Genomic DNA, 322 nt, shown 5'->3' on the forward strand with positions numbered 1-322 from the left:
CGAGGTTCAACAGCCGTGAGGCTGTTGCCATCCTAACGCCGTCGGTGGTTGTGCCACACCCGATGCTTGATCCAATGCATTAACTCTAACCTGTTATTCATGCAGGCACCCTGGATAACCGCTTTGCCGGGTTCACCGGTGACAGCACGACTTCTCGTGATATGGCCCAGATATAGGCAATCATCTCTCTGGCAATAGCGGTCACGACCAGATTGTAATGCTTACCGCGCTTCATCAGCCGCTGATAGCGCCTGCACAGCCGAAGCTGAGCTTGCCAGGCGATATCAATGACTTCTTTGCTGAGACTTTCCTGACGTTTTTG

1 pseudogene is annotated in these 322 nt (G+C 52.8%); it reads right to left on the reverse strand.

The features are described 5' to 3' along the window. Nucleotides 1-97: 97 nt before the first annotated feature. Nucleotides 98-322 (reverse strand): annotated as a pseudogene (locus tag Q3O60_RS17660) (IS110 family transposase); the annotation flags it as partial.

Source organism: Alkalimonas collagenimarina (assembly GCF_030717845.1).
Lineage (GTDB): Bacteria > Pseudomonadota > Gammaproteobacteria > Enterobacterales > Alteromonadaceae > Alkalimonas > Alkalimonas collagenimarina.